Here is a 21,211-nt window from a genome sequence, read left to right as displayed (position 1 = left end):
GTCCCCGTGACGGAGGCAGCGGAGCTTCCCCCGGCGCCCGAAGAGGCGCGCGCGGTGTTCGGCGAGTTTTTCCCGGAAGCTGTGCGGTATGCGGAGCTGCTGGCGGACGCGGGGGTCAAGCGCGGCCTGATCGGCCCGCGTGAGGTGCCACGGCTGTGGGAGCGGCACCTGCTGAACTGCGCGGTGCTGTCGGAGGTGGTGCCCGAGGGCGTCACCGTGTGCGATGTCGGCTCGGGTGCCGGCCTGCCCGGTATCCCCCTGGCTCTGGTGCGGCGTGATCTGAAGATCACGCTGCTGGAGCCGCTGCTGCGGCGTACGACCTTCCTGCAGGAGGTCGTGGAGCTGCTGGGCCTGGACCACGTCACGGTGGTGCGCGGCCGGGCCGAGGAGGTTCTCGGCAAGGTGCAGCCGGTGCATGTGGTGACGGCGCGTGCCGTGGCTCCGCTGGACCGGCTGGCGGGCTGGGGCGTGCCCCTGCTGCGTCCGTACGGGGAGATGCTGGCCCTGAAGGGCGACACCGCCGAGGAGGAGCTGGTGGCGGCGAAGGTCGCGCTGGCGAAGCTGGGTGTGGTGAAGACCTCGGTGCTGCACGTGGGCGAGGGTGTGGTGGATCCCATGTCGACGGTGGTCCGGGTCGAGGTCGGAGAAAGCCCCGGTGGGGTGAGGTTCGCGGCCAAGCGGGCTAAGGCCGCTCGCACCAGCCGGACCCGTCGGCGTCGCTGATTTCGCGTGCATTGAGCCCTATAGGTATGGATTTCGGAGTGTCGTAGCGGCCTGATGACTCCGTCCGGGCATCGTGTTTCACGTGAAACGTCGCTCTCTGCTGCACGGAATCATCAGCCGCGGCCGTGCGGCTGCGTCCCCCCGCGATCGCAAGAACGAAGGGGGGACGGAGTTGTCCACATCGGTGGATTCATCCACAGGAGTACGGGCCCCGCTGGTTCGCGACCCCGATGCCATGGCAGGCTCTGTTCATCGCGAGCCTGATGTCGAGGAGAGTGACACCGTGCGGTCCGACGCCAACCTCGCGGGGCCGATGGCCGATCCGGTCCCCGGTCCCCGCTCTGAATCGGCGGGCGAGGATGTTTCACGTGAAACATCTGCGCCCCTTGTAGACAACGACACGCCCATCGGCCGTGCCGCCCAGCTGGCGGTCGAGGCACTGGGGCGCGCCGGCGAGGGGCTGCCCCGCCCGGAGCAGACGCGGGTCATCGTGGTGGCCAACCAGAAGGGCGGCGTGGGCAAGACCACGACGACCGTGAACCTGGCGGCCTCGCTGGCTCTGCACGGTGCGCGGGTCCTGGTGGTCGACCTCGACCCCCAGGGCAACGCCTCCACGGCGCTCGGTATCGACCACCACGCGGATGTGCCCTCGATCTACGACGTGCTCGTGGACAGCCGTCCGCTGCTGGAGGTCGTCCAGCCGGTGGTGGACGTGGAGGGGCTCTTCTGTGCTCCGGCCACGATCGACCTGGCCGGTGCGGAGATCGAGCTGGTCTCGCTGGTGGCCCGGGAGAGCCGGCTCCAGCGGGCCATCCAGGCGTACGAGCAGCCGCTCGACTACATCCTGATCGACTGCCCGCCCTCGCTGGGGCTGCTGACGGTGAACGCGCTCGTGGCCGGCGCCGAGGTGCTGATCCCGATCCAGTGCGAGTACTACGCGCTGGAGGGGCTGGGCCAGCTGCTGCGCAACGTCGACCTGGTGCGTGCCCACCTGAACCCCACGCTGCATGTCTCTACGATCCTGCTGACGATGTACGACGGCAGGACCCGGCTGGCCTCGCAGGTGGCGGAGGAGGTGCGCACCCACTTCGGCAAGGAGGTGCTGCGCACGAGCATCCCGCGGTCGGTGCGAATTTCGGAGGCGCCGAGCTACGGTCAGACGGTCCTCACCTACGATCCGGGTTCCAGCGGTTCTCTCTCCTACCTGGAAGCGGCGCGCGAGATCGCGCTGCGGGGGGCCGGAATTTCGTACGACGCCCAGCACGCCCATCTGGGCGCGGGCATGAACAGCACGCAGAGTGTGGCGGAGGGGATCCAGTGAGTGAGCGACGTAGGGGTCTTGGACGGGGGCTCGGCGCGCTGATCCCCGCAGCTCCGCAGGAGAAGACGCCGCCGGTGATCGGTGCCGGGTCGACGTCCCCGTCAGCGGTGCCGGTCATGGCATCGGAGCGCGGGATCGCGGCGGCGAAGCTGGCTTCGCTGGCGCAGGCCGATGTTTCACGTGAAACATCGGCGGTCGCGGTCGCGGTGGCGGATGAGCCGGCGGCAGTGGAGCCCGAGGCCAATGTGGTTGCCGGGGCGACGTTTGCCGAGCTCCCGATGGACGCGATCACGCCGAACCCGCGGCAGCCCCGTGAGGTCTTCGACGAGGACGCGCTGGCGGAGCTGGTGACCTCCATCCAGGAGGTGGGCCTGCTTCAGCCGGTGGTGGTGCGGCAGTCGGCTCCTGGCCGCTATGAGCTCATCATGGGTGAGCGCCGCTGGCGGGCGTGCCGGGAGGCCGGGCTGGATCGCATTCCGGCGATCATCCGCGCGACGGACGACGAGAAGCTGCTGCTGGACGCGCTGCTCGAGAACCTGCACCGGGCGCAGCTGAACCCGCTGGAGGAGGCGGCTGCGTACGACCAGCTGCTCCAGGACTTCAACTGCACGCACGACCAGCTGGCGGACCGTATCGGGCGTTCGCGCCCGCAGGTGTCGAACACGCTGCGCCTGCTGAAGCTGTCGCCTCCGGTGCAGCGTCGGGTGGCCGCGGGTGTGCTCTCTGCGGGGCATGCGCGGGCGCTGCTGTCGGTGGAGGAGTCCGAGGTCCAGGACCGGCTGGCGCACCGGATCGTGGCCGAGGGTCTGTCGGTGCGTGCGGTCGAGGAGATCGTGTCGCTGATGGGCTCGGAGCCCTCCGGAGCGGTGAAGCCGAAGGGTCCGCGGGCGGGCGCCCGGGTGGCTCCGGCGCTCAGCGAGCTGGCGACGCGGCTGTCGGACCGGTTCGAGACGCGCGTGAAGGTGGATCTGGGTCAGAAGAAGGGCAAGATCACCGTCGAGTTCGCCTCGATGGAGGATCTGGAGCGGATTCTGGGGACGTTGGCGCCGGGCGAGGGCCGGGTGCTGGAGCAGGGTCTGTCCGGGGAATGAGTCCCCCGGCCGCCGAGGGGCGGGTCGTGCCGGTGAGAACCGGCGCGGTCCGCCCCTTTGCCTTGTAGCGGTTTCTCCTGATTCGGGCAGTGGATACGATGCGCTCATGGGGCGTCGGTTGGTACCACTCACGCTGGACAACCTTCAGGACCTGCCTCGGCGTTGCCGGTCCTGTGTGTTCTGGGAGTTGGATCCGGTCAGCGGTGAGGCTGCCGTGAAGGCGGGGACTCCGGCGCTGGAGAAGGAGGCATGGATCTCCGCCGTCCTGCTGGAGTGGGGTTCGTGCGGCCGTGTGGTCTATGTGGACGACGTCCCGGTGGGTTTCGTGCTGTACGCGCCGCCGGCGTACGTACCGCGGGCCGCATCCTTTCCGACGAGCCCGGTGTCGCCGGATGCGGTGCAGCTGATCACGGCGTGGATCATGCCGGGTTATCAGGGGCAGGGCCTGGGGCGGGTGATGGTCCAGACGGTGGCCAAGGATCTGCTGCGACGCGGGTTCCGGGCGATCGAGGCGTTCGGAGACGCGCGCTGGGAGGGCCCGGCCTGCCTGCTGCCTGCGGACCACCTGCTGGCCGTGGGCTTCAAGACGGTGCGGCCGCACCCCGTGCATCCGCGGCTGCGGCTGGAGATGCGCTCCACGCTCTCGTGGAAGGAAGACGTGGAGCTCGCGCTGGACCGGCTGCTCGGTGCGGCGCGGAAGGAGCCTGCGCTGCGCCCGCTGTGACGGCCGAACGGCCGGTGATGTGCGAACGGGGCCGCCCCTTGCGGGGGCGGCCCCGTTTCACGTGAAACTCACCCGGCCATGCCGGGCCGAGCGTGAGCGTCGGCCGTCAGACGGCCTTGGCCTCGATGAAGCCCTCGAGGTCGCGCAGGATGGCGGCCTTCGGCTTGGCGCCGACGAGGGTCTTGACGACCTCGCCGCCCTGGTAGACGTTCAGGGTCGGGATGGACATGACGCCGTACTTGGCAGCCGTGGCCGGGTTCTGGTCGATGTTGAGCTTGACGATCTCGATCTCGCCGTGCTCGGCCGCGATGGCCTCGAGCGAGGGGGCGATCTGACGGCACGGGCCGCACCATTCAGCCCAGAAGTCCACCAGTACGGGCTTGTCGCTCTTGAGGACGACCTCGTCGAAGTCAGCGTCGGTCACGTTCTTGAGGGTGCCGGCCACAGCGGCCTCCTATTTCTTCCTGCGGGGTGTGGGGTGGGGGGTGTGCGTGAGGGGTCAGACCGCCGCGTGGGCCTTCTCGGCGTCCGCGAGGGCGGCGAGGAAGCGCTCGGCGTCGAGGGCAGCGGAGCAGCCGGTGCCCGCGGCGGTGATGGCCTGACGGTACGTGTGGTCCACGACGTCGCCGGCGCCGAACACGCCGGTGAGGTTGGTGCGCGTCGAGGGGGCATCGACCTTGAGGTAGCCCTCCTCGTCGAGCTCCAGCTGGTCCTTGAACAGCTCGGTGCGCGGGTCGTGGCCAACGGCGATGAAGAGGCCCGTCACGGGGAGCTCGGAGGTCTCACCGGTCTTCGTGTTGCGCAGGGTGAGGCCGGAGAGCTTCTGCTCGCCGTGGATCTCGGCGACCTCGCTGTCCCAGGCGAACTTGATCTTCGGGTCGGCGAAGGCGCGGTCCTGCATGGCCTTGGAGGCGCGCAGGCTGTCACGGCGGTGCACGATGGTGACGGACTTGGCGAACCGGGAGAGGAAGGTTGCTTCCTCGATCGCGGTGTCGCCGCCGCCGACGACGGCGATGTCCTGGTCCTTGAAGAAGAACCCGTCACAGGTGGCGCACCAGGAGACACCGCGGCCGGAGAGGGCGTCCTCGTTCGGCAGCCCGAGCTTGCGGTGCTGGGAGCCGGTGGTGACGATCACGGCCTTGGCGTGGTGCACGGTACCGGCGGTGTCGGTGACGGTCTTGATCTCACCGGTGAGGTCCACGGACACGATGTCGTCGGGGACGAGCTCGGCGCCGAAGCGCTCGGCCTGGCCGCGCATGTTGTCCATGAGGTCCGGACCCATGATGCCGTCCTGGAAGCCGGGGAAGTTCTCGACCTCGGTGGTGTTCATCAGCGCGCCACCGGCGGTGACGGCGCCTTCGAAGACCAGCGGCTTGAGCGAAGCGCGTGCGGTGTACAGGGCTGCCGTGTAACCGGCCGGCCCGGAACCGATGATGATCACGTTTCGTACGTCGCTCACGGGTTTCTTCCTCGTCTCTGTGGACTGCGCGCTGCTTGCCGGGGGGCCGGTGTGGACTCTCACCCCACCCAACGGATCCTACGGCGCATGCATTCCCCGCCCGCCCCCGTACGGACCTCAAGGTGTCAGCTTCGGGGGTAGGTCCTGGTCAGCAGGGGCGTGCCGGACGCGGCCGAGGGAGTGTCCGCGCAGCCGGCGCCGACGAGATAGGCGTCCACCCGGGCGGCGTCGCCGGGGTGCGGCAGGACGAGGAGATAGACCTCGGCGCCCTCGTAGGTGCCGCGTTCGGCGGCGAGCGGGGTGTCGGGGCGACCGGTGGCGCCTTGGACGCAGGGCGGGACCGGGGCGGCTTGCGTCCGGTTGCCCTCGCCGGGGGCCAGCCCCGGTGAGGGAGTGGTGTTCTCCAACCCGTAGGTGTTGTTCGGCTGTTCCCCCTGTGGAGCGGTCTTGGCGCCCTGCCCGGGAACCAGGAGTCGGCGGACGCTGTCCTGGAGGCCCTGTGCGGTGTACGTACCGTCGGTGGGGGCCTGGGCGGCCGTGCTCGTACCGGATTTGCGGGCGGCGGTGTCCGGAGAGCCGGTTCCGAGCAGGTTGCCCGCAAGGAAGATGCCGAGGGCGCAGGCGGCCGCTCCGGCCAGGCTTGCGATGACGGCGATCCGGCGGCGGGCGCGGCGGCGGCCGGGGCCGGTTGCTCCGGCCGGGTGACCGGCCGGTCGCCGGGTGCCCGGACCGGCGGGTGCGGCAGGCGATGTTTCACGTGAAACATCGCTCGGTGTGCCGGGCCCGGAGGCCGGGGCGGTCCCGGCTCTGGGCGTGGTGGAGTCGAGGAGGGCCTCGGCGGCGAGGGCCGCGTCGATGCGCCCGGCGACGTCGGAGGGCATCCGCGGCGGCCCGGGCAGGGTGCCGAGTAGCCCCCGGATCTCCTCCAGGGAGGCGTGGACGTCGGCGCACAGCGGGCAGTCGCCCAGATGGCGGCGTACCTCGGCGGTCCGGACCGGGGACAGCAGCCCTTCGGTCAGGTCGGAGATCTCCGAGACGTCAGGGTGCCGGATCGTGCCGGTTGTGGGAGTCACGTTCGTCCACCTCCGCCCTTCACCGTGTCTGCGTCTGGGGCTGGCTGACTGGGGTCTGCCGCTGGTGGGACGGGTGTCCCCGGCGTCCGGTTCCTTCCCCGCTCGGCGGCGGTGTTATCCCCGGCATTCGAGCGCAGATGAGTGAGCATCGGAAGGAGTTTCGCCCGGCCGCGCGCGCACCGGCTCTTCACCGTGCCGGTGGGGACGTCGAGGATACGGGCGGCCTCGGCGACGGGGTATCCCTGCATGTCGACGAGGACGAGGACGGCCCGCTGCTCGGCCGGGAGCGTACCGAGGGCGGCCAGGAGCTGCCGATGGAGCTCCTGGCGCTCCGCCGGGGCCTCGGCGGACTCGTGGGGCTCCAGGAGGCGCTCCAGGCGCTCTGTGTCGTCGAGGGGCGCGGTCCTGCGGGAGGCCGCCTTGCGGGCCCGGTCGAGGCACGCGTTGACGGTGATGCGGTGCAGCCAGGTCGTGACGGCCGATTCTCCGCGGAAGGTGTGGGCGGCCCGGTAGGCGGACACGAGGGCGTCCTGCACGGCGTCGGCCGCCTCCTCGCGGTCGCCGAGCGTGCGCAGGGCCACGGCCCACAGCCGGTCGCGGTGCCGCCGCACGAGCTCCCCGAACGCATCGGGATCCCCTGCGACGTGCAGAGCCAGCAGCTCCCGGTCACTGTCCCCGCCGGTCGTTGCGTCGTGCATCACACCTCCCCTCCCGGTGGGAGCGTACGGGGCGGGCGGGACGAATACGAGGGTCCGCTGTGCCGACGGCGCAGCGGACCCGGGACGTACCGATCAAGAACCGGGCTGGTCGCCGGTGCCGAGGATCTTGATCTCGTTGATGCCGCCGCGGAACCCGTCCCCGCCGCCCTCGGAGGGCAGCGCGGTGATGTGCACCAGCACGAAGCGGGTCTTGATCGGATTGTCCCGCGTGGCCTCCAGCTTCTTCTCCGCGTTGCCCAGCTTCACGAGCTCCTGGGGGAAACCGGAGATGCCGCGCGGCGAGGTGGCCTCGGGGGCAGCGGCGCGGACCTCGACCTTGTGCCCCGCACTGCGCAGGTCCACCTCGATGCCCGTCACCTCCTGGACGCTGCCGAGGTCGACGACGATGCCACTGCCGTCGTCATAGCTGTCCAGGTTGCCGAACTTGCCCTCATAGCCGTAGAAGATCTTGGTGACCCACGCGGTGCCGGGGTCGCCGTCGACGGCCTTGCCGGCGTCCTCGGGCTTGATCGGGTCCTTGCCGAAGACGGAGGCGCCGGCGATGTGCAGCGGCTTGCTCTCCTTGGGCTTCTTCTCGTCTTCCTTCGTCTTGGTGGACTGCGAGTTGCTGGTGCCGCCGCTGTCGCCCTTGACGCGGTCCAGGAGGGTGTCGGCGAGCTGCCAGCTGCCCAGGCCCAGAGCGGCGATGAGCAGGGCGGCCACACCCCACTTCAGGACGCGACCGGTGCGGCTCTGCAGCGGGGACGGCGGGACCGGGACGGGGCGGGTGGCCTGCGCGCCGGGGTGAGCCGGCGGACGGCCGTAGTTGCCCTGCTGGTACGTGGTGTGCTGGTACTCCGGCGGCGCGGTGAAAGCGGGCTCCGGCGGCCGGATGCGGGGCATCGCGGCAACGGCCTTGGCCAGCTCCTCCGGGGTGGTGCAGGCGGGCTCCTGACGGGAAGCGGTGGCCCCGTCGTTGGCGAGGGCGCGCATGGCGAGCTCCCCCAGCCCGCGGTGCACCCCGGCGCGGACCTGGTCGGGGGCGATCAGGCCGACACCCTTGGGCAGGCCGGTGAGGCCGTAGGCGTCGACCTCGTACGGCCAGCGCTGGGTCAGGGCGGCGTACAGGAGGGCGCCGATGGCCTCGGTGTCCGCGCGCTGCGGGGTGTCGCTGGTGATGCCGCGCAGGGCGGCGTTCACGGCGAGCCCGCGGATCCGGTACTGGCCCGTGGAAGTGCGCAGTATGGCGCTGGGCGTCAGGCGCAGGTGGGCCAGGCCCTCGCGGTGCGCGGCTGCCATCGCCTGGGAGACCTGGGTGACGAGCTGGTAGGCCTCGTGGGGCTCCAGGGGGCCCGCGGCGAGGAGCGCGGTCAGTTCGGTGGCGTCGGGCAGCCACTCGTGGACGACGTAGACGAGGTCGTTCTCCTCCACGGCGTCGAGGACGTGGACGAACCTGGGGTCGCCGAGCAGCGCGGAAGAGCGGGCGGCGGCCAGGACGGCCCGGGCCCGCGGGTGGTCGGCGGGCAGCAGATGGACGCCCACGGCCCGGCGCAGCTTCTCGTCCATCGCGCGCCAGCTGCTGAATCCGTCCAGACGGGTGACGCACTCTTCGAGGCGGTAGCGCCTGGCGAGTTTGTGGCCGCTGTGGAGTTCGGGGGCGGCAGCAGGGGCCGCTTTTCTGCGTTCGCCGTCCTTTTCTGGCATGGGTCCGTCCGCGGCTCGTCCGTTCTGGGTGTCCACCCCGTCGGCCATGGCCTTCGCCGCATCTGCGGCCGGCGGCTCGTTGCCGCCGTTGTCGGCCACGTCGACGGCAGCCGTGCTACGTTCCGCCACCGTCGTTCCTGCCTCCCCATCCGTTACGCGCTGTCGGCCAGTCTGCGAAGCCATGCCAATTGTGCCCACAGTCCGGCGCTATGCACGACACGCGAAGGGGTCCGACGGTTGTGCGCATCAGCGCCCCAAACGTCCGCGAACCATTCCGACCATGGCGTTGAGCTCTTCGATGCGCATCCTCTTGGCCGCCACGAGGAATACGACAGCCAGCGCGACACCGCCGGCGGCCAACGCGGCGAGGGAACCGGTGACTCCGCTGCCGAGCCACTGGGTGACCGCGTAGGCGGCTGCCCCGGCCACGGCGGCCGCCGGGACGCAGGCGCCGGTGAGGCGGGCGTAGGTGCGCATCACGTGGGCGCCGTCGAGGTCGCCGCCCAGCCGGTTGCGCAGGCGACGCCAGGCGACGCCGACGCCGACGGTGTAGCCGAGGCCGTAGGCGGCCGCCATGCCGACGACCGCCCAGCGTGCGGGGAGCACGAAGAACGCGGCGGTGGAGACGGCTGCGTTGACGGTGGCGACGATGACCGTGTTGTAGAAGGGGGTCCGGGTGTCCTCGTAGGCGTAGAACCCGCGCAGGACGACGTACTGGACGGAGTACGGGATGAGTCCGAGGCCGAAGGCCATCAGGACGTAGCCGATGTTCTGGGCGCCGGACCCGGAACCGGCGTACAGCAGCGTGGCCATGGGGACGCCGAGGGCGAGGAAGGCGAAGGCGCACGGCACGATCGCGACGGCCGAGGTGCGCAGCCCGTACGAGATGTCGTCGCGGACGGCGGCGGCGTCCCCGTCGTGGGCGGAGCGGGAAATGCGGGGCAGGACGGCCGTCATGACGGAGACGGTGATGATGGCCTGCGGCATCTGCCACAGCAGCAGCGCGTAGTTGTAGGCGGTGATGCCGGTGCCCGGGTGGCCCTGCTTCTCGGCGACGGATCCGGCCCAGGTCGCGAGCTGGGTCACCACCACGAGGCCGATCTGGTTGGCGAGGACGAAGAAGAACGTCCACTTGGCCAGGCGGGCGGCCTTGCCGAGGCCGTGGCCCCGCCAGTCGAAGCGCAGGCGGGGCTTGAAGCCGGCGTCGCGCAGGTAGGGCAGCATCGCGAGCGCCTGGACGGTGAGGCCCAGGAGGGTGCCGAGGCCCAGCAGGCGGACGCCGTCGGCCGTGACGGTGGTGGCACTGACACCGGAGGTGGTGAAACCGCCGAAGGCCCAGATGAAGGCCCCGAACGTGGCGATGACGACGATGTTGTTGAGGACGGGGGTCCACATCATCGCGCCGAACCGGCCGCGGGCGTTGAGGATCTGACCGAGGACCACGTGGACGCCCATGAAGAACATGGTCGGCAGGCAGTAGCGGGCGAAGGCGACCGCGACGTCCATCTGCTGGGGGTCGGAGGCGAGCTTCGGCGACATCATCGTGATGAACACCGGTGCGGCGAGGACGCAGATGGTGGTGATGGCGGCGAGCAGGACCACGACGAGGGTCAGCAGGCGGTTGGCGTACGCCTCGCCTCCGTCGTCGTCCTGCTTCATGGCCCGCACCAGCTGCGGGATGAAGACGGCGTTGAGGGCGCCGCCGCCGACCAGCACGTAGATCATCGTCGGCAGGGTGTTGGCGATCTGGTACGTGTCGTTGAACGTGCCGACGCCGATGGCACCGGCGATGACGAGGGTCCGCAGGAAGCCGGTGATGCGGGAGACGATCGTGCCGGCGGCCATGAGGGCGCTGGACTTGAGCAGGCTGGAGGCGCGGCCTGCGGGCTTGCTCGGTGCCGGGGCGGCGACGGGGGCGTCCTCGGCGGGCGTGCCGGGCGTCCCCTGCTGGTCCCGGTAGAGGTGCGCGAAGGCGTCGGGCTCGGGCTGCTCGTCCGCCGCCTTGGTGACCAGGGAGTCCACCCCCACGAACTGGGTGGTCGTGGCGTGGTCGCCGTAGGGCAGGTGCCGGGAGGGCCCGTCGGGCTCGGGCGGCGGGGTCTGCGCCCAGACGTGCGGATCCGGGGCGTGCACGGGGGTCTGCGGCGCCGCGTAGAGCGGGCCGGGCTCCTGGTAGGTGCCGGGCGGCGGCGGAGGGTGAGAGGCGCGGTCGTACAGGACCTCGGCGACGGGATCCTGGGCCGACAGGTCCTGAGACCGGTAGGGGTCGTGGTCGTAGGCGTCCTGGACATATGGGTCGCGGTCCGGCGCGGGCGCAGGCACGGGAACCTGCCCGGGCACCGGGGTGCCCGGGGCAGTGCCCTGGGAGGGCGCGGGCCCACCAGTGCCCTGCGCGCGGTCACCGTCGTACGGCGCGTTCATCGAAACCCCACCTCATCGTCCCCAGGCCGACCGGCCACGGCATCGCTCAACGGTCCACTGTCTCACCCGTGCCGGACGGCCCGGTGCTTTGCGGTCCGGTGTCCGGGGTCTCGTCACTCGGCTGCGTGCTCTCCTCGGCGGCCGCGCGGGCCGCGACACGCTTGCGGCTGGCGTACATCTTGATGCCTGCCAGGACGAGGAGGAGGACGCCGCCGGCGATGACGAGCATCACGGTGGGAGTGATCTCGGTGGCCTCCACGGTGAACTTGCGGGCCTTGCCGTAGGGCACGCCGTCCGTGGTGAAGAGCTGCGCGGTGACCTCGACGGGGCCGCTCGCGGTGGCGTTGGCGGTGAACTTCACCGTCTGGCTGTGTCCGCCCGTGACGGTCACTTCCTGCTCGGCCTGGCCGCTGTCGCCGAACACCAGGCGGGTCGGGTTGGCGGACTTGACCCGCAGGACGAGGTTGTGGACGTCCTGGACGAGGCTGTTCTGGACGCTGACCGGGATCGTCGCGCTGTGCCCGGACAGGGTGGCGTCGGACTTGGGGACGACCTTGACCTTCTCGGTGAGGCCGATCAGGTACTCCTGCACCTGGTCCCGGTAGAGCCGGCCCTCCTCGGGGCGGCCCCGCCAGGAGGTGGACATCTCGCGGTTGGTGGTGTTCCCGAAGGGGATCTCCACGCGGTCGGGCGCCGTGAGGATCACCTTGAAGTGGTCCAGGGTGTTCTGGGTCGTGCGGATCTTCTCGAAGGCGGAGACCGGAAGCTCCGTCTTGCGCAGCGCATCGGGGTACTGGCCGGCGCCGGGGACCTGGGTGTTGACGCCCGGGTCGGGCTTGGCGGCGGCTGCGGCCTCGAGGTCGGCCGGCTGGGTCCAGCGGCCCGCCTGCAGACCCCGGAGGGCGGCTGCCATCGTCTGTACCTGGCTGGAGGAGGGCGTCCGCTGCGGGGTGACGACGAAGCTGCGCTGGTTGTCGGTCTTCTGCAGGTTCAGGGCGAGGCTCTGCGCGAGGAAGCGCTGCACGGCCAGGGTGGCGTTCCCGGCGCCCAGCATGTCGCCCTCGAAGGCGGTGGAGAGATCGGCGTCCGCGACGACGGCCGTGGTGCCTGCGCCGATGGGACGGGCGGCCGAGGGGGTGTAGCCCAGCGCGCCGGTCTCCTGGAGGCTGTCGCTGCGCGTGAGGACGTTGTGGGCGCCCGCCGAGGTGGCCACGTTGACGATCGACGGGTCGATGGCGCCGTCCACGGGCCAGGAGAAGTCGGTGGACGGGGAGACGTGCAGCACCGTCTCCACGGCCTGCTTCGCCTTGTCGGTGGCCGGCCGCAGCTGGCCCAGGGTGCCCGAGACGTCCTTGCCCTGGTGGGCGAGGGAGGCGATGTCCGGGTCGGCGAACGGCAGCGCCACGATCTTCTTGCCCTGGACCGCCGTTTCCAGGGCACTCAGCCACTGTTCGGCGACGGCCTTGTTCTTGCCCTGGACGATCCGGCCGTCCGGCGTGCGGAACCGGTAGCCCTTGGTCATCGCGTCGACCGTGTAGAGCAGGTCGGGGTCGACGACCCAGGTGACGGGCAGGTCCTTGCCGAGGGCGACCATCTGCTGGAGGCGCCCGCCGGGCTTGAGCTCATCGGCGAGCGAGTCGTCGAGGAAGACGGGGGTCTGGAGCTCGTCCGAGCCGGTCTCTGCGGTCACGTGCGTGGTGGAGACCAGCGGCCACAGATAGGTGAGCTGGGAGCGCTTGGAGGCCGCCTCCGGCTGCCAGGGCAGGAAGGTCCGCTTGATGCCGAGCACCTGCTCGTACGGGCGGCTCTCGGTCTCCCCGGAGAGCGAGACGCCGAGCTGGTAGACGCCGTCCTTGTCCAGCTCCAGCTTGTTCACCGGGATCGTGAGGGTGAAGTCCTGCTTGACCTTCGACGGCAGCGAGGCGATCTTCACGGCGTACGCCTGGTCGATCTCACCGGGATCCGTGCCGGCCCGGAAGCCGGCGCGTTCCGCCGCCTCGTCGATGGAGGCCCGGTCGCCCAGCGCAGGCCCGACCCGCAGGCCCACGTGCGCGCCGGTGATCGTCTCGCGGCCGTTGTTGACCACGCTGCCGGAGATCGTGAGGGTGTCGCCCTTGACCGGGGCCGTGGGGGCCATCTCGGTCAGCTGTACGTCGACGGCCCCCGCATCGGCGGCCTGGGCGGTCTGCGGGGCGGGCGAGTAGACCAGAGCGGCGAGCACGGGGGTCCCGGCCAGCAGAACGACTGCCCGCCGCAGCCAGCGGCGCCGGGCAGGTGCGGGGAGTGCCCCCTGGATGTCTGCCGCCTCGGCCACGCGCTACCCGTCCCTCGAAGTGTCAGTGGTCGTCTTATGTGCGTCCACGCATGGTAACGAGACCCGCCGTGCGCGAGTGCCGCGCCTTGCTCACATGATCGTGGCCGCCCCGGCGGCACCGCAGGCCGGGGTGGCCGCAAACAGGGAAGCCCTCGCCGGGCCGGGCACGTACCCTTTTCTGTTGTGCCGAACGCCAACGAAGACAATCCCAGTGCCCTGAGTCAGGTGCAGCACCGCGCGGTCAGTGAACTGCTGCGGGTCGCCCCTGTCGCCGACGAGCTCGGCCGCCGGTTCCACGAGGCGGGCTTCCGCCTCGCCCTGGTCGGCGGGTCCGTACGCGATGCGCTGCTCGGGCGTCTCGGCAACGACCTCGACTTCACCACCGACGCCCTCCCCGGGGACGTCCTGCGGATCCTCCGGCCGTGGGCCGACTCCGTGTGGGACGTCGGCATCGCCTTCGGCACCGTGGGGGCCCAGAAGGGCGCCCGCGTCGAAGGCGCTGATCGGAACTTCCAGATCGAGGTGACCACGTACCGCTCGGAGTCGTACGACCGCACCTCCCGCAAGCCGGAGGTCTCCTACGGCGACTCGATCGAGGAGGACCTGGTCCGCCGCGACTTCACGGTGAACGCGATGGCGGTCGCACTTCCGGAGAAGGAGTTCGTGGACCCGCACGGCGGCCTGGAGGACCTCCAGGCGGGCGTTCTGCGCACCCCCGGCACCCCGGAGGACTCCTTCTCCGACGACCCGCTGCGGATGCTGCGTGCGGCGCGCTTCGCCGCCCAGCTCGACTTCGAGGTCGCGCCCGAGGTCGTGGCGGCGATGCAGGCGATGTCCGACCGGATCGAGATCGTTTCGGCGGAGCGGGTGCAGGGCGAGCTGAACAAGCTGCTGCTGTCCGAGTACCCCCGCAAGGGCCTGGGCCTGCTCGTGGACACCGGGCTGGCCGACCACGTGCTGCCCGAGCTGCCCGCCCTGCGGCTGGAGAGTGACGAGCACCACCGGCACAAGGACGTCTACGACCACTCGCTGATCGTGCTGGAGCAGGCGATGGCGCTCGAGGAGGACGGCCCGGACCTGGTGCTGCGGCTGGCGGCCCTGCTCCACGACATCGGCAAGCCCCGCACCCGCCGGTTCGAGAGCGACGGCCGGGTCTCCTTCCACCACCACGAGGTGGTGGGCGCGAAGATGACCAAGAAGCGCATGACCGCTCTGAAGTACTCCAACGACATGGTCAAGGACGTGTCCCGGCTCGTGGAGCTGCACCTGCGCTTCCACGGCTACGGGGACGGCGAGTGGACCGACTCCGCGGTGCGGCGCTACGTACGCGACGCCGGCCCGCTGCTGGAGCGCCTGCACAAGCTGACCCGGTCCGACTGCACCACCCGCAACAAGCGCAAGGCCAACGCGCTCTCCCGCACCTATGACGGTCTGGAGGAGCGCATTGCGCAGCTGCAGGAGCAGGAGGAGCTCGACGCCATCCGGCCCGACCTGGACGGCAACGAGATCATGCAGGTGCTCGGCGTCGGCCCCGGTCCGGTGATCGGCAAGGCCTACGCCTTCCTGCTGGACCTGCGGCTGGAGAACGGCCCGATGGAGCGCGACGCCGCGGTGACCGCCCTGAAGGAGTGGTGGGCCGCACAGGCCTGATGCGGCCGGCGTATCAGGGGTCCGAGCGGGGCGATGTTTCACGTGAAACATCGCCCTGCCGCTTCAGGTGGAGCGCCGTCAGCGCGTAGAGGACGGACACGCTCACGATCAGCGCGACGGACTGTCCGTCCGGGGGGAGCATGAGGGCGGCCACGGCGGCCGCACTCACGAACGCGATGTTGAACAGCACGTCGTAGACGGAGAAGACCCGGCCGCGGTAGTCGTCGTCCACATGGGACTGGATGGCCGTGTCGGTGGAGATCTTGGCGCCCTGGGTGGCGAGGCCGAGCACGAAGGCCGCGACCAGCATCGGTCCGGGCCTGAAGAACAGGCCGAGCGGGGGCACCAGGACGGCAGCCCCGGCGGAGCAGGCCGTGATGCAGCCGCGGGTGCCCAGCCGGCCCACCAGCCAGGGGGTGACGACGGCGGCCGTGAAGAACCCGGCCCCGGAGACGCCGACGGCGATGCCGAGCAGCGCGAGGCCGCCGGACTCCGTGTCCGACCAGGAGTAGCGGCAGAGCATGAGCAGAGTCACGAACAGGGCCCCGTAGCAGAAGCGCATCAGGGTCATGGCGGTGAGCGTCTGGGCCGCCTCCCGCCGCGAGGCCAGGTGCCGCAGCCCTTCGGCCATGCCGCGGACGGTGAGGGCGACCCCCTCGGCGACCGACGGGTGGACCCGTCCGGCCGGGTGGTCCGGTCCCAGCAGCCCCACGGCCAGACGCAGCGAGACCAGGGCCGCGCACAGGTAGAGCGCGGCGCCGAGCAGCACCACCGCGGCGTTGGAGCCGGAGGCCGGCAGCTGGACGAGGAAGGCGAGCCCGCCGCCTGCGACCGCCGCGAGCGTCCCGGCCGTGGGTGAGAGCGAATTGGCGGTGACCAGCTGGGCGGGGTCGACGACACGGGGCAGGGACGCGGCGAGCCCGGCCAGGACGAAGCGGTTGACGGCGGTCACCGAGAGGGCGGAGGCGTAGAAGAGCCAGTCGGGGACGTGCGTGACGATCAGCACTCCGGTGCCGCACGCGAGGAATGCCCGCAGCAGGTTGCCGTAGAGGAAGACCTGCCGGCGCCGCCAGCGGTCGAGCAGCACCCCGGCGAAGGGGCCGATCACCGAGTACGGCAGCAGCAATACCGCCATGGCCGAGGCGATGGCCGCGGGCGAGGTCTGCTTCTCCGGGGAGAACACCACGTACGTGGCGAGCGCCACCTGGTACACGCCGTCCGCCGCCTGGGAGAGCAGCCGTACGGCGAGCAGGTTGCGGAAGTCCCTCAGGCGCAGGAGTACGCGCAGATCACGTACGACAGGCATGAGGGCAAGGGTCACATACGCGGAGGGTCCCCGGGCACATTGCCCGGGGACCCTCCGCGGAAGAACAGTCGAAGACCCGGTGTCCGAAGACGCTGGGGGTGCGACTTAGCGCTCGACCTCGCCCTTGATGAACTTCTCGACGTTGGCCAGGGCCTCGTCGTCGAAGTACTGCACCGGCGGGGACTTCATGAAGTAGCTCGAGGCCGACAGGATCGGGCCGCCGATGCCGCGGTCCTTGGCGATCTTCGCGGCGCGCAGGGCGTCGATGATGACACCGGCGGAGTTCGGGGAGTCCCAGACCTCGAGCTTGTACTCGAGGTTCAGCGGGACGTCGCCGAAGGCGCGGCCCTCGAGGCGGACGTAGGCCCACTTGCGGTCGTCGAGCCACGCGACGTAGTCGGACGGGCCGATGTGGACGTTCTTCTCGCCGAGCTCACGGTCGGGGATCTGCGAGGTGACGGCCTGCGTCTTGGAGATCTTCTTCGACTCGAGGCGGTCGCGCTCGAGCATGTTCTTGAAGTCCATGTTGCCGCCGACGTTGAGCTGCATGGTGCGCTCGAGACGGACACCGCGGTCCTCGAACAGCTTCGCCATCACGCGGTGCGTGATGGTGGCGCCGACCTGCGACTTGATGTCGTCGCCGACGATCGGGACACCGGCCTCGGTGAACTTGTCCGCCCACTCCTTGGTGCCGGCGATGAAGACCGGGAGGGCGTTGACGAAGGCGACCTTGGCGTCGATGGCGCACTGCGCGTAGAACTTCGCCGCGTCCTCGGAGCCGACGGGCAGGTAGCAGATCAGGACGTCGACCTCGCGGTCCTTGAGGACCTGGACCACGTCGACCGGGGTCTCGGCGGACTCCTCGATCGTCAGGCGGTAGTACTTGCCCAGGCCGTCCAGGGTGTGGCCGCGCTGCACGGTCACGCCCTTGTTGGGGACGTCGCAGATCTTGATGGTGTTGTTCTCGCTGGCGCCGATGGCGTCCGAAAGGTCGAGGCCGACCTTCTTCGCGTCGACGTCGAACGCGGCGACGAACTCGATGTCACGCACGTGGTAGTCGCCGAACTGGACGTGCATCAGACCGGGGACCTTGGCCGCCGGGTCGGCGTCCTTGTAGTACTCGACGCCCTGCACCAGCGAGGCGGCGCAGTTGCCCACGCCGACGATGGCTACGCGAACCGAACCCATTCCGGTTGCTCCCTGTTTGTTCTCGGACGAGGCCTGCGAGATGCAGGCCTCACTTTGCAGTTTCGTCGGGCGGACCGGGTCGTCTCTGATCCCGTCCCGCCCGCTCACTCTCGATGAGCTCGTTCAGCCAGCGCACTTCGCGCTCCACGGACTCCATACCGTGCCGCTGCAGCTCAAGCGTGTAGTCGTCGAGGCGCTCCCGCGTACGCGCGAGTGAGGCGCGCATCTTCTCCAAGCGCTCCTCGAGCCGGCTGCGACGGCCCTCCAATACCCTCATGCGTACTTCCCGCTCGGTCTGACCGAAGAAGGCGAAGCGGGCGGCGAAGGACTCGTCTTCCCAGGCGTCGGGGCCCGTGTGGGCCAGGAGCTCCTCGAAGTGCTCCTTACCTGCAGCCGTCAACCGGTAGACGATCTTGGCTCGGCGCCCTGCGAGTGAAGTGGCGAGAGCGTCTTCCGGGGCGTTGCCCGGTTCTTCGATCAACCAGCCGTTGGCGACCAACGTCTTGAGGCAGGGATAGAGCGTTCCGTAGCTGAACGCCCGGAACACCCCCAGTGAGGTGTTGAGCCGCTTGCGGAGCTCGTACCCGTGCATGGGGGATTCGCGAAGCAGGCCGAGGACGGCGAACTCGAGGATGCCTGAGCGCCTGCTCATCCGCCTGCCTCCTTCGCCCCTGAGTTTTATACCGAGCTGATGTATCGGCTCGATACATCCAGACGATAGAACGGGCGGTCTCCGGCGACAAGGGGTGATGTAGTGACCGGCGTCACATCACCAATTCGTACCAGGCGAGTTGCCTGATTTGGGGTGAACTTCGGCACTGTTCGGGTTTTGAGCGTGCGTAGTCTGTGGGCCATGACAACGGGGGGAACCGGAATTCGCCTGCCGCTTCCAGGCCACTCGCCTGCCCGAGGAGTAGTCGTTCGATGAGCGAGCACCGCCGCAAACCGCCGCAGCCCGAGGGTGGCGGTCGTGCCGCGGCCCGCCGGGCCGCCCAGCAGCGCCCTGGCCGGGGCGCCGGGCCCGCACGTGACGTCCCCACCGCGTCACCCAGCGGACCGTACGCAGAGCCGCCCGGCCACGGCAGCCGTGCCGGGGCGCGCCGGGCCGCTCCCCGTGGATCCGGAGGCCGCGGCTCGGGCCGCCCGGACAAGCGGCTGATCAACTACCCGCGCTCCGACAAGGCGGGCTGGCAGCGCTTCGTGCCGTCCTGGAAGCTGGTCTGCGGCACCGCCCTCGGCTTCTTCGCGATCATCACGGCAGGGGCCGGCATCGGCATCGCCTCGGTGAACACGCCCGACCCGAACAAGGCGGCCCAGGCGCAGAACAACGTCTTCTATTGGGAAGACGGCTCCCAGATGGTGGCCACCGGCGGTTCGATGAACCGGCAGATCGTGCCCATCGACAAGATCCCCAAGTCGATGCAGAACGCCGTGATCGCCGCCGAGAACGAGTCGTTCGAGACGGACAAGGGCGTCGACCCGATGGGCATCGCCCGAGCCGTGTGGAACATGGCCAAGGGCGGCTCCACCCAGGGTGGCTCGACCATCACCCAGCAGTACGTGAAGAACACGTACCTGGACTCCGACCAGACGCTCAAGCGCAAGGCCACCGAGCTCTTCATCTCGATAAAACTGGGCGTGTCCGAGGAGAAGGACACGATCCTCGCGGGCTACCTCAACACCGCCTACTACGGCCGGGACGCCTACGGCATCCAGGCGGCCGCGCGGGCCTACTTCGGCAAGGACTGCGTGGACCTCACGCCGTCCGAGAGCGCCTTCCTGGCCTCCGTGCTCAAGGGCCCCAACCTCTACAACCCGGACGGCGGCATCGGTGCCGCGGCCACCCCCGAGAAGAACACCGAGCGGGCCAAGGAGCGCTGGGCCTGGGTCCTGGACCGCGAGGTCGCGGTGAAGCGGATGCCGAAGGCCGAGCGGGACCAGTTCAAGGAGTTCCCCAAGCTCGTCGACTCCGAGCAGGCCCGCGGGCTGTCCGGCCAGACCGGCTACCTGGTCGACACGGCCAAGAAGTACGTGATGAAGGTCACCGGCATCACGCCCGACGAGATGGCCCGCGGCGGCTACCAGATCAAGACCACCTTCCAGAAGCCGAGGGTGGACGCCCTGGCCAAGGCCGTCGAGGACACGCGCAACGACTTCCTGGACGAGAAGGCCCGGCCCGAGTACGACACCTTCGTGCAGTTCGGCGCCGCCTCGGTGGACGTGAAGACCGGGGCGATCGTGGCCCTGTACGGCGGCCCGGGCATGGACAAGAAGTACTTCAGCAACAACGCCGACACCCTCGGTGTCCCGGTCGGATCGACGTGGAAGCCGTACGTCCTGGCGGCCGCGATGCAGTACGGCACCCAGAACTCGAACGGCCGGGGCATCTCGGCGGACAGCAAGTACAACGCGAACGACCTGACGGTGATCAACAACCGCGACGGCAAGCCGCTGCGGGACGCGTCCGGCAAGCCGTTCAAGCAGAAGAACGAGAGCACCTACCCCTACGGATACGTGACCCTCAACGAGGCGATGGAGAAGTCCATCAACGTGCCGTTCGCGCAGCTCGTCTTCGACGTCGGCCACAGCAAGGTCCGGGAGGTCGCCGAGTCCACGGGCATCCTCAAGGACTCGATGAACCCGAACAACGACGCCTCGTTCGCCCTCGGCACCTCGACCCCGAGCGCCATCCGCATGGCCGACTCCTACGCCACCTTCGCCGCCTCCGGTACGCACCACGATCCGTTCTCCGTGACCCGTGTCGAAAAGGACGGCAAGGAGCTGCCCGGCTTCGGGGCCCCCAAGGAGCAGCGGGCGATGGACAACGCCATCGCCGACAACGTCACCAAGGTCCTGCAGAACGTCATCGAGAACGGCACCGGCACCAAGGTCAGGAAGCTCGGCTTCAACCGGCCCGCCGCCGGCAAGACCGGAACCACCGACCAGAACAAGTCGGCCTGGTTCGTCGGCTACACCCCGGAGCTCTCCACCTCGGTCGCCCTGTTCCGCACCGACCCGAACTCGGCGGACAAGAAGCTGATCTCCATGAACGGCGTGGGCGGCGTCGACTCCATCCACGGTGGCGACATCCCGGCCGCGATCTGGACCGAGTACATGAAGGAAGCCCTCAAGGGCACGCCGGTCAAGGAGTTCCCGGAGGCCGACAAGATCGGCGTCACCGCGGACGCCTCCGGTGCCCCCTCGCCGAGCCCCTCCTTCTCCCCGTCGCCGTCCCCGTCGATGCCCTCGCCGTCGGCGAGCTCCTCGCCGCCGGTCTCCCCGAGCCCGTCGAGGGGCGGCAAGCCGACCTGCAAGCCGTGGGAGCTGTACTGCATCCCGGACACGGGCGGCGGCACCAACAGCGGCAACGCCAACGGCGGCGGCGCCGGCGGATCCAGCGGATCGCCGTCTCCGACGCCATCGGGCAAACCGGGCCGCCCGGGCGGCACCAGCTGGGGGACCTCGGTGGGGACCTCGGGCTGACCCCCCTCCCCCTGCTCCGACGAGGGCCGTCGCACACGGTGCGGCGGCCCTCCCGC

General features: G+C 70.1%; 16 protein-coding genes. 6 read left to right on the top strand and 10 right to left on the bottom strand.

Annotation, left to right across the window (positions count from 1 at the left end):
• Positions 1-6 precede the first annotated feature (6 nt).
• From rsmG to ACFYXK_RS14925, 4 genes are all read left to right on the top strand, one after another.
• Positions 7-723 (top strand): 16S rRNA (guanine(527)-N(7))-methyltransferase RsmG, encoded by a 717-nt coding sequence (rsmG, locus tag ACFYXK_RS14940; RefSeq protein WP_327284320.1) that lies wholly within the window; start codon positions 7-9, stop codon positions 721-723.
• Between the two features lie 235 nt (positions 724-958).
• Positions 959-2,044, top strand: coding sequence for an AAA family ATPase (locus ACFYXK_RS14935; protein WP_383506924.1), 1,086 nt, complete (start codon positions 959-961; stop codon positions 2,042-2,044).
• A complete protein-coding gene (locus ACFYXK_RS14930) occupies positions 2,041-3,135 on the top strand; it encodes a ParB/RepB/Spo0J family partition protein (protein WP_389411497.1) in 1,095 nt (364 codons plus the stop codon). The genes ACFYXK_RS14935 and ACFYXK_RS14930 overlap by 4 nt, the downstream gene beginning before the upstream one ends.
• 106 nt (positions 3,136-3,241) lie before the next feature.
• Positions 3,242-3,859: a GNAT family N-acetyltransferase gene (locus ACFYXK_RS14925; RefSeq protein WP_266627574.1), complete on the top strand. Its 618-nt coding sequence runs from the start codon at positions 3,242-3,244 to the stop codon at positions 3,857-3,859.
• Between the two features lie 106 nt (positions 3,860-3,965).
• Here ACFYXK_RS14925 and trxA read toward each other — a convergent pair whose 3' ends face one another.
• The 7 genes from trxA to ACFYXK_RS14890 form a co-directional block, all read right to left on the bottom strand.
• Positions 3,966-4,304: a thioredoxin gene (gene trxA, locus ACFYXK_RS14920; protein WP_383506933.1), complete on the bottom strand. Its 339-nt coding sequence runs from the start codon at positions 4,302-4,304 to the stop codon at positions 3,966-3,968.
• A 54-nt stretch (positions 4,305-4,358) separates the two neighbouring features.
• The gene (gene trxB, locus ACFYXK_RS14915; RefSeq protein ID WP_389411496.1) at positions 4,359-5,318 is read right to left on the bottom strand and encodes a thioredoxin-disulfide reductase; all 960 of its coding nucleotides are present in this window, start codon (positions 5,316-5,318) and stop codon (positions 4,359-4,361) included.
• Positions 5,319-5,443: 125 nt separating this feature from the next.
• On the bottom strand, positions 5,444-6,391 hold the full coding sequence (locus ACFYXK_RS14910) for a hypothetical protein (RefSeq protein ID WP_389411495.1): 948 nt from the start codon (positions 6,389-6,391) through the stop codon (positions 5,444-5,446).
• Positions 6,388-7,089 (bottom strand): RNA polymerase sigma factor SigM, encoded by a 702-nt coding sequence (gene sigM / locus ACFYXK_RS14905; protein WP_383506942.1) that lies wholly within the window; start codon positions 7,087-7,089, stop codon positions 6,388-6,390. Before sigM ends, ACFYXK_RS14910 begins: the two co-directional genes overlap by 4 nt.
• 93 nt (positions 7,090-7,182) lie before the next feature.
• The gene (locus ACFYXK_RS14900) at positions 7,183-8,922 is read right to left on the bottom strand and encodes a protein kinase family protein (protein WP_389411494.1); all 1,740 of its coding nucleotides are present in this window, start codon (positions 8,920-8,922) and stop codon (positions 7,183-7,185) included.
• 117 nt (positions 8,923-9,039) lie between these two features.
• Entirely contained in the window at positions 9,040-11,214 is a 2,175-nt protein-coding gene (gene murJ, locus ACFYXK_RS14895; protein ID WP_389411493.1) for a murein biosynthesis integral membrane protein MurJ, read from the bottom strand.
• 46 nt (positions 11,215-11,260) lie between these two features.
• Positions 11,261-13,528 (bottom strand): DUF6049 family protein, encoded by a 2,268-nt coding sequence (locus ACFYXK_RS14890; protein WP_389411492.1) that lies wholly within the window; start codon positions 13,526-13,528, stop codon positions 11,261-11,263.
• Positions 13,529-13,711: 183 nt separating this feature from the next.
• On the opposite strand from ACFYXK_RS14890, the gene ACFYXK_RS14885 reads away from it, so the two are divergent.
• Entirely contained in the window at positions 13,712-15,178 is a 1,467-nt protein-coding gene (locus ACFYXK_RS14885) for a CCA tRNA nucleotidyltransferase (protein ID WP_389411491.1), read from the top strand.
• 13 nt (positions 15,179-15,191) lie between these two features.
• Here the strand turns inward: ACFYXK_RS14885 and ACFYXK_RS14880 are convergent, their stop codons facing one another.
• The 3 genes from ACFYXK_RS14880 to ACFYXK_RS14870 all read right to left on the bottom strand — a co-directional run bounded on the left by ACFYXK_RS14880 (position 15,192) and on the right by ACFYXK_RS14870 (position 18,324).
• Positions 15,192-16,484, bottom strand: a complete 1,293-nt coding sequence (locus ACFYXK_RS14880) for an MFS transporter (RefSeq protein WP_389411490.1) — start codon at positions 16,482-16,484, stop codon at positions 15,192-15,194.
• A 105-nt stretch (positions 16,485-16,589) separates the two neighbouring features.
• Positions 16,590-17,672 carry an inositol-3-phosphate synthase gene (locus ACFYXK_RS14875; protein ID WP_383506959.1) on the bottom strand — a complete coding sequence of 361 codons (1,083 nt, stop codon included), beginning with the start codon at positions 17,670-17,672 and terminating at the stop codon, positions 16,590-16,592.
• Positions 17,673-17,721: 49 nt separating this feature from the next.
• A complete protein-coding gene (locus ACFYXK_RS14870; RefSeq protein ID WP_053785476.1) occupies positions 17,722-18,324 on the bottom strand; it encodes a PadR family transcriptional regulator in 603 nt (200 codons plus the stop codon).
• Between the two features lie 272 nt (positions 18,325-18,596).
• On the opposite strand from ACFYXK_RS14870, the gene ACFYXK_RS14865 reads away from it, so the two are divergent.
• A complete protein-coding gene (locus ACFYXK_RS14865; RefSeq protein ID WP_389411489.1) occupies positions 18,597-21,155 on the top strand; it encodes a transglycosylase domain-containing protein in 2,559 nt (852 codons plus the stop codon).
• The last annotated feature ends 56 nt before the right edge of the window (positions 21,156-21,211 follow it).

It is taken from the genome of Streptomyces sp. NPDC002209, from assembly GCF_042890265.1.
Classification (GTDB): Bacteria; Actinomycetota; Actinomycetes; order Streptomycetales; family Streptomycetaceae; genus Streptomyces.
This window is presented reverse-complemented; position numbering and strand designations above follow the sequence as displayed.

Coding starts and splice junctions, on each gene's coding strand:
- sigM (WP_383506942.1), bottom strand. CDS start 7,089: ATGCACGACGCAACGACCGGCGGGGACAGTGACCGGGAGCTGCTGGCT.
- ACFYXK_RS14865 (WP_389411489.1), top strand. CDS start 18,597: ATGAGCGAGCACCGCCGCAAACCGCCGCAGCCCGAGGGTGGCGGTCGT.
- ACFYXK_RS14880 (WP_389411490.1), bottom strand. CDS start 16,484: ATGCCTGTCGTACGTGATCTGCGCGTACTCCTGCGCCTGAGGGACTTC.
- ACFYXK_RS14935 (WP_383506924.1), top strand. CDS start 959: ATGGCAGGCTCTGTTCATCGCGAGCCTGATGTCGAGGAGAGTGACACC.
- ACFYXK_RS14925 (WP_266627574.1), top strand. CDS start 3,242: ATGGGGCGTCGGTTGGTACCACTCACGCTGGACAACCTTCAGGACCTG.
- ACFYXK_RS14875 (WP_383506959.1), bottom strand. CDS start 17,672: ATGGGTTCGGTTCGCGTAGCCATCGTCGGCGTGGGCAACTGCGCCGCC.
- murJ (WP_389411493.1), bottom strand. CDS start 11,214: ATGAACGCGCCGTACGACGGTGACCGCGCGCAGGGCACTGGTGGGCCC.
- ACFYXK_RS14870 (WP_053785476.1), bottom strand. CDS start 18,324: ATGAGCAGGCGCTCAGGCATCCTCGAGTTCGCCGTCCTCGGCCTGCTT.